Here is a 9,212-nt window from a genome sequence, read left to right as displayed (position 1 = left end):
AATCGTTTAGACTTGATGAGTAGATAATATAATGGAAGACATCAGAAATTTTGACAAACTGTTAGAAGAAGGGGCTGAAGTCTCTATTGTCGAGCAATTTCGCCATATCGTACAGCAATATGGAGAGTACATCGCCGTTGAGGAGGGTGAGCAACTAACCAGCTATCAATCGTTGGATAAACTGTCGGATAACATCGCGTTTAACCTTATTAATCATGGGGTTATCGGTGGTGGTCAGGTAGCGGTTAGTCTGCCTCGATCACTATTGTTGACGGCTACCTTGGTGGCGATTCTTAAGTGTGGCGCCTGTTATGTGCCTCTTGATCCCACCGCGCCCCTTATCCGGCGTCGACGCGTTCTGTCGTTATCGGATGCTAAGTGTATCGTTACGGGAGCGAATAACGTTGACGATTATCATCAGGAAAATATCCGTGCTTTTCAGGCAGAAAGCTTAATTGAGTCTGTCGAGCTGGGGGCTGATGTGCGCCTTCTTAAACAAACCAATCCACTTGCTTGTATCTTTTTTACCTCGGGGTCTACCGGGGAACCCAAAGGTGTTTTAGTTGAACAGCGCGGGGTTTTAAATGTAGCTTGCCAGCCAACTTATGTGCCCCTTTCGGCAGGGGATCGGATGGCCAACTTCGCCAATCCTACTTTTGATGCGTTGACCTTTGAGGTTTGGGGATCACTGTTAAATGGCGCCACGTTGGTGGTGTTTAGTCAGGCAGAACTGACCGATACGGATCGGCTTGCCGAAAAAATTGAAAACAGCGATTTGGACGTGGCTTTCATCACCGCGTCACTATTTAACCTTTTGGTGGAAGTAAAAGTACAGCAAGTCACCAAGATCAAACATGTAGTAGTAGGGGGGGAGGCGTTCACGCCACTATCCGCTAAAGTATATTATCAAGCATGCCAACGTATTGGTGGTCAGTTAACTTCTCAGCTGTATAACGGTTATGGTCCAACAGAGTGCACTACATTTAGTACGTGTTACCCACTAGACAGTGCGTTGGTCGATCATTATATAAAAGTTGGCAGAGTACCCATTGGTCAAAGTATTAAGCGTACTCAAGTTATCGTTGTTGTTGGTCAGGATAGATTGGCGGAAATGGAGGAGCAAGGTGAAATATATATTTCCGGAGAGGGGCTTGCTCAAGGCTATAACAAGGATGCTAAGCTTACCAGTGAGAAATTTGTTCACTTGTCTTGGTTAGATCCATCAAAACGCTGGTATCGCACAGGGGATTTAGCGCTTATTAATGGGAATAAGCAGATCGAGTATTTAGGTCGCGCCGACCAACAAGTAAAAATTCGTGGTCACCGGATCGAAACTTCCGAAATAGACAATCAATTACTTTCTCACCCTAAGGTGACTCAAGCGGTAACATTGGCGGTTGTCCAAGAAAATAACAGTGCGGATTTACATGCCTATTTGGTTTCTGATGTTGTGTTAACCCAGTCCGAAATACGTGGCCATGTGCGTTCACAATTACCTGATTATATGACGCCACACCGCTTTTTTTCTGTTACTCATATCCCCTTAAACGCAAACGGTAAACTAGACAGAAAAGCATTGAGCGTGATGCAGTCTGAAGAGCTGTTATCCGCGACCATGAGCTTGGTAGAAAAAGAAAGATTAATCCTGCAATGCGCGCCTGATAGAGGATTAGCCATTGCTAATCAATGCGCAACGATATTGGGGATTTCCTCACTGCCGGCTTTAGATCTAACCTTTATCGAATCTGGTGGCGATTCATTAAGAGCCATGAGACTCGCTTCTGCTCTGAAAAATCGACTTTCAATCGGTGTTACTGTCGGTGAAATCTTGCAGCCTATTTCTTTGCTGGAGTTATTTGCGATACTTGAAAAGAAACCAAAGATTAGCCATCAGCTCACTGAGTTAGCAAAAGTTACGCCTGCAAAATATTTAGCGTCGGCAGAGCAGCAAAGGTTGGCTTTTTTGTACTATTTGAATCCTTTGTCTAGCGCGTATAGCGCACCGTATTTTTTTTACTTAGACAAACCGCTGGAATATGGTGCTCTTCAAGAAGCATGGCGTCATCTGGTTGAGCGGCACGCTACCCTCAGAAGTTGTTTTGAATTGGAAAATGGAGAGATATTCGCCGTTACTCGTGAGATGAACGCAGGGCTAGTTAAGATAAACCAGCAACAGATAAAGAGAACAGATCTCTTGGTAGCGTTAAATAGGTTTTCCTGCCAAGTATTTGATATTGAAAAGGGGGTATTAGCTAATCTTCGCCTATTTAGTATTCAGGGAGAAGATACACAAATCCTCGCCATGTCCTTTCATCACCTTATTATTGATGGTTGGAGTCTGAATGTGTTGCTTGAAGAGTTAAGCCAATTGTATTTGGCGCAAGTGACGGGTGAGCCATTAGTCCTGCCTGAATTGCGTAATACTTATGATGATTTTTGCGCCTTTTCACGTGAATACAGACAGTCAAATGAGCTTCTTGTTCAGCATAAGTACTGGCAACATAGAATTGATAATGTAGCGGATAATGCACCGTTATTTGCGCAAACCGGCGCGTCGGCGCAATTAGGTGCGATTGCAACATCACACATTGACTCTGCGCAATGGCAAACCATAAAAGAAACGGTTAAGCATGAAAGTGTTACCCTCTTCAGTTATACCCTTGCTGCCTATAGTTTGGCATTAAGCCAATATTTTAAGCGTGATGTTATTTCTGTCGGTTCGCCCATCGCAAATAGAGGGGCAGGTGATTATGAACAGCTAATAGGAATGTTCGTCAACACCAGTGTTTTTCATACGGATATCAATCCCATGATGACGGTCGATCACTATATCCAGGCCGTTCACCGACATGTAGTCGAAACACAGAAGAATCAAGATATTGATTTTGAAGATATTGTTTCAATGTTACCGCGACGAACGTCAATGAATCCATTGTTTGACTGTATGATGGTGCTCGAAAACACAGATCTAAGTCACCTTCAGTTTCCATTGACAAACATTCAGGCTGAAACCGGATTTAACGGTGAGGCCAAATTTCCAATGACTTTGTTTATTACCGAGAACAACGGCTCGGCTGGCCTTTGTTTGGAATACAATACGTCTTTGCTCAACAGCGAAGTGGCGGATTGGATTTTATCCAAATTTCAATCCTATTTGCTTTCGTTTACGGATGAGTTTTCAACGCATCTAGGCCAGTTAACGCATTCGGCCGAAGAGAGTCATCTTCATGCAGGTTTATTAGCCAATGATAGCGTTCACGACATTATCGATGACGTATTGGCAGCTCCACACAAAGATATTAGCCGTATTGCTTTAGTGTCAGATGACGTACAGGCGAAAATAAAGCGTTGGAATGATACTCAGGTTGATTACCCGAAGGAGCTTACTTTCCCTGACCTTTTTGAAGCTCAGGTTCAGCGTACGCCAGCCGAAATAGCTTGTGTATGGCTTGAAGGTGATAATCGTCGGCATCACCTTACTTACCAAGAACTTAATATTCGCGCTAATAAATTAGCCCATAAACTAATCGATTTAGGCGCAGGTCCAGGTGATATTGTTGGTCTAGTAGGTGCTTGGTCATTGAATACAGTGCTCGGGGTTCTCGCTATATTAAAAGTTGGAGCCGCTTACTTACCATTGGATTCGCGCAACCCAGTTAACAGGTTAAAAAATATAATCCAAGAGAGCGGAGCGGATATCCTGTTAGCTTGTGGAGCCATTAAGGAGGGCTTGGGTGACGGCGTTAATGATGTCTTATTATTAGATGATTTATTATGGGAGTCGATAGGTTCACAACCGATTCAGGATCCAATTAGACCACAGTCTTTCGGTCCAAAGAATCTCGCCTTTGTTATCTTCACGTCCGGGACCACAGGTCAACCCAAAGGGGTAATGATCGAACACAGAAATATCAGTAACCTTTTGTTTTCATTAAAGGATATGTTGGGTTTTTCGGCACAAGATACCATTCCATCAATTACCTCTTTGAGTTTTGATATTCATGTCACGGAAATTTATCTCCCTCTTATTTGCGGGGCGAAAGTTGCCATTTTAGATTGGGACGAGGTACATACTCCTGCCAAACTTGCTGCGTGCCAAAAACATTTAGACATTTCTATCATGCAAGCTACGCCAGCGACTTGGCGGATGCTAATGGATTTTGGTTGGCAACCCACTGACCGTTTAAGAATGATCACCGGAGGCGACCATTTAACGAATCAATTACGAGATTTACTGCTTGGTGGTGACAATGATGCGAGGCTTTTTAATTTATACGGACCTTCAGAAGCCACCGTTTATTGCTCTGGTGCTGAAATTAAATTAGATACTGATCGAATCCATATCGGTAAGCCCCTCGACAATAACCGACTTTACATTTTGGACGAACACAAAAACATGGTGCCTATTGGTATCGTTGGTGAACTGTACATCGCGGGGGAAAATGTGACCAGAGGTTATCTCAATAACCTTACGTTAACCAATGAAAGATACTCGGTCGATCCATTTGCAATTAATGGTGAGCGAATGTACCAAAGTGGTGACTTAGCTAAGTGGTTGCCAGAGGGTGTGGTTGAGCTTATCGGCCGCAAAGATTTTCAAGTTAAGATTAATGGGCTTCGGATCGAATTAGGTGAAATCGAAAATTGTCTTTGCCAGCATAAAAATGTGGAACAATGCATTGTTACAACACATACCGCATCGCATGGCGAACAACTGTTAATTGCTTATGTTAAATCTAAACAAGGGAATGAACAGCTGCCCTTAGAACTGTCTGAAATGGCCAAGGCGGCATTACCTGCTTACATGGTGCCGGCTTTATGCATTTGTGTCGAAGCCTTCCCAATAACAAACAATGGTAAAATTGATCGAGCAGCATTTCCGTCTCCCGATTTTTCGACACCATCGAAGGCGATCCGTAAAACAAGAGATAACTTAGCCGTTGATATATTCAATGTTGACATGATTTCTACCATCATTAATACCGCGTTTACCTCCGTACTCGGTTATTCGATTGACTTGGAAAAAAGTTTTTTTGAAGCTGGCGCAAACTCCCTATTATTGATGAAAGTGCACGGTCAGCTCGTCAAAGACAATCGCCTTATGCCCGACGGCCAAGTGCTTGCTTTGGTGGATCTTTTTAATTACCCATCTATTTCAACTCTTGCCCAGCACCTACAAAAAAATCTTTACCCGAATCGACAGTTGGAAGAAAGCCAGCCGGTGCATCATAAAGCGCCAATGCAATCGACTTATCAAGATGAGGTAGCGGTGATTGGTATGGCGGTGCGCCTGCCTGGTGCTGATAATTTGGCGGAGTTTTGGCAGGCCATTAAGTCGGGTAAGGAATGCATTGAAACGTTTGACTCCTCAGCTCATCAAGATGATAACTGGATGGGCGTTATATCGAGTATGAGTGGGTTGGCTGATTTTGACCCCGGTTATTTTGGCTTGTCTGATCAAGAAGCTAAATTAATGGACCCTCAACATCGGCACGGATTAATGAGTGCGGTGCATGCACTTGAAAATGCCGGTATTTCACCAGACTCGTCTAACCACAAGATAGGCGTGGTGATGTGTGCCAGTGACAACAGTTATCAGCAGCGCATTATTGAACGCTCCACCGAAGGTGATTCACCGGATCGTTACCAGCTTTCCCTACTTAATGAGAAGGACCACCTAGCGACTCGACTAGCGTATCACTTAAATTTAAAAGGCCCGGCCATCACAGTACAATCAGCGTGTTCGAGTTCACTCGTTGCGATTCACCAAGCTTGTCAACAACTACGAAGTGGTGACAGTGAGGTGTGTCTTGCAGGGGGAACCAATGCAGATATGGCGCTGCTTGAAGGCTATCATTATCGTCAAGGAATGATCCTTTCTCGTGACGGTCATTGTAAACCGTTTAGCCAAGGTGCAAGTGGAACGGTACCTGCCAATGGTGTGGGTATCGTCGTGTTAAAGCTACTCACTAGGGCGAAAGCGGATGGCGATCGCATTTATGCCGTCATCAAAGGGAGTGCCATTAATAATGATGGCAATGATAAAGTGAGCTATTACGCCCCTTCAGTGCAAGGGCAAATAAATGTATTGCTGCAAGCGCAGCGTAATGCGGGCGTGACCAGTGAGCAGATTTCATACGTAGAGGCACACGGTACTGGCACAGAGTTGGGTGACCCTATCGAAATGAAAGCGCTAAGCGATGCATTTGCGGAAAATAGCAACCAGCAACAAACTTCAGGAACTTGCGCGTTGGGATCGGTCAAAAGTCAGATGGGGCACTTAGGGTCGGCGGCAGGCGTAACAGGGTTTATCCGCACGGCGCTTTCTTTGTATCACTCAGTTCTTCCTCCTACCTTATGGGCTGATACTCCCAATACCAATATAGATTTCAGTGCGTCAAGGTTTTACCTCAATAGTACCAGCAGGCCGTGGAGAGGGGCGAATAGATTCGCCGGCGTGAGCAGTTTCGGTATGGGTGGAACCAATGCACATGCCATATTGAGTTCAATGCCAGAAGATTATAGACCCGCTAGTGAGGCACCTGCTTGGGATGCAGCCAGTTTTTCCTTTAACTGCCAAACGTACCTTAGTAAATGGCACTGTGATCAGAGTGAGCTCGGTAGTGTTGACGTGTTACCAGAGCAAGCGTCTTTTGATCCGCTTCCGGAATCACAGTGGTTGATGCAGGAGCAGTGGGTTAGGGCTTATAGCGTTCAGAGGCATTCCGTTAACCAAAAACAGTACTTAGTGATAGATGATATTCACGAACGGGGTAAAAGTGTAACAAGTGGTTTGCGAGCTAATGGGCATCAGGTTCAATACATCGATGGTATTTCATCGGCTATTGAGCGGTTGCCAGTTCTGTCTTTATTTAGCCAGCCTCTGACGATAGTGAATATGACATTTGGTGACCAAGATCCAGAGGGAAATCCAATGCATATGGGATCTGGCGAGGTTTTGTTATCCATTGTTACTCTGCTACAGGTTTGGGAACAGCGACCACAACGGCAACCTTTATTCTTGATTAACGTCGTTTCTGGTAGTGCCAATGTATTGGGTGAAGAAACCCTTAATCCCAATATAGGTTTGTTACTAGGGTTGGCACAAACTATCCCATTAGAGCTTGAGCGCATTGAGTATAGGGTATTGGATATACTGCCAGCGCTATCTTCTGAGCATTTACTGTACGCTATTGAAGGACTTGAGCAGAATCCGGCGGATGACGCGTACCATTTTGCTGTAAGAGGTCGGTACGTTTGGCGCAAAGAATATCAAACGCTACCTCAATATTTGTCACCTTCGAAAAAATTTATTAGTGATGGCGTTTACTTAATTACGGGTGGAACGGGGGGGATAGGTCAAATTATTGCTGAGCATTTGCAGGCAACTAGAGACGCCCGCGTGATTTTACTTTCACGAACGGCTACAGAGACCATTCTTCATCCCGGAAAATCAATACAGCAATTACGCTGCGATGTGTCAAAACGCGAAGATATGGTGCATGTGGCCAACCAAGTATTGGGTCAGTTTGGTAAGGTAACAGGTATTATCCACGCAGCAGGGTCGGCGGGAGGAGGAATGATACGATTGATGGAGCCTGGAGCGGCAACGGCTAATATGGCCGCTAAGATTCTCGGAGCCATTAATATTGATTCGGAACTATTGATATTGGAACCCGAATTTATCGCTTATTGTTCTTCAATGTCGGCGGTGCATGGGGTTGCGGGACAGACAGATTATTGTGCTGCCAATCACTTTTTAGATTTATACGCCAAGATGCAAAATCAGCGTATAGATGGTCCTCAATTTATCAGTATTAATTGGCCAACCTGGCGAGGTACAGGAATGGCCGAACACGTTAAGGAGATCGACTTTTCGATTTCACCTGCTCAAGGTGTTGCATTATTAGATACTCTTGTGAACGGTGGTGATGCTCAGTATTTGATATCACCTCTGGCGCATCAAAATGCAAAGCGCTTTTTCTCGACTCTGCATGCAGGCAATTCTAACGTTGCCGATAGTCTGAAGAACCACTCAAAAGACATGTCGACTTCTGTCTATCTTAGCTCTCTTTTTACCGATATTTTGGGATTTGACGAGGTTGATGAAGACGAATGTTTTTACGACTTGGGGGGGGATTCGCTAACACTGTTGGATTTATTCGATGGTATTAATGTCCTATTTCCGAATAAAGTGAGACTCGCGGATCTCACCCAAAATGTGACCATTCGCCGTATCGAAGAGGTACTTAGTACATCAAGTGAGGCGAATGTGATAAGCCATTTGGAGGAGGGGATTATCACATGCCTGAAAGAAGGAGATGGTTCACTAGGCTGTGATATTGTGATCCATCCCATTGGCGGAGATCTTATGGGTTATAGGGAATGGATTGATGTGATGCCTGATGGCAGAGCCATTTATGGTATTAGAGACCCCTTGCTGTCACCGAATACACCACAAGCGCAGATGATGACAGTTGAAGCGATGGCGGAGCACTATGTCGATCTCATTCAATCCTATCAACCTGTGCGTATTATTGGTTGGTCTTTTGGCGCATTTATCGCGTGGCAAATGACGCGCATGCTGGAAAAACTGGGGCAATCAGTGCCTTTAGTCATGATTGATCCGCCTACACTGAGCGGCGTTCAGAACTCAGGGCCAGTTTTGGATAATAAAGTGTTTATTGATGAAATCATTCAACAATACCCACGTTTGAAGGGAAAGCTTAACCCTAAAAGTTCGCCTGAAGAGGTGGCTAACACCCTCTATCCACTATCAAAACGACAATCTCAGCAGGAGGAGAGAAGTCAGGCGCAATGGTACATTGAGCGGGTCATAACGGCATGTCGAAAAAATGCGGCAGCGATTAGTGCGTTTCAGCCCCAAGGGAAGGTTGCCGCTAACACGTTACTTTGTATAGCAACCCAGCATATAGATGATGAAAGAGTTAAAGCCAGTTGGCAGCCATATCTTGGTCAAATCCAGTATCACGGCATTACTGCAGATCACTATTCTATTTTACAGGGGGAAGGGGCAAAACACATTATGCGGTTAATGACAGACAAATAAACGAGAACATGGGGGGTTATTGGTCTATTGGTAGACATCAAAGATGAAGATGATACGGTCGTTGAATTTTATCAACATCGCGACTTATCTTCCTCCAGAAAGAAGAGCACACCTCCACGCTTTGGATGCCAATCGACTCCAT

At 44.6% G+C, this 9,212-nt stretch carries 1 protein-coding gene; it reads left to right on the top strand.

Annotated features, from left to right (window positions below):
• Positions 1-31 precede the first annotated feature (31 nt).
• Positions 32-9,070 (top strand): non-ribosomal peptide synthetase, encoded by a 9,039-nt coding sequence (locus tag M3I01_RS11100; protein ID WP_275565070.1) that lies wholly within the window; start codon positions 32-34, stop codon positions 9,068-9,070.
• Positions 9,071-9,212 lie beyond the last annotated feature (142 nt).

It is taken from the genome of Marinomonas maritima (assembly GCF_024435075.2).
In the GTDB taxonomy this organism is placed as follows: Bacteria; Pseudomonadota; Gammaproteobacteria; order Pseudomonadales; family Marinomonadaceae; genus Marinomonas; species Marinomonas maritima.
Note: the sequence above shows the minus strand (reverse complement) of the source record. Positions and strands in the feature narration are given on the sequence as shown.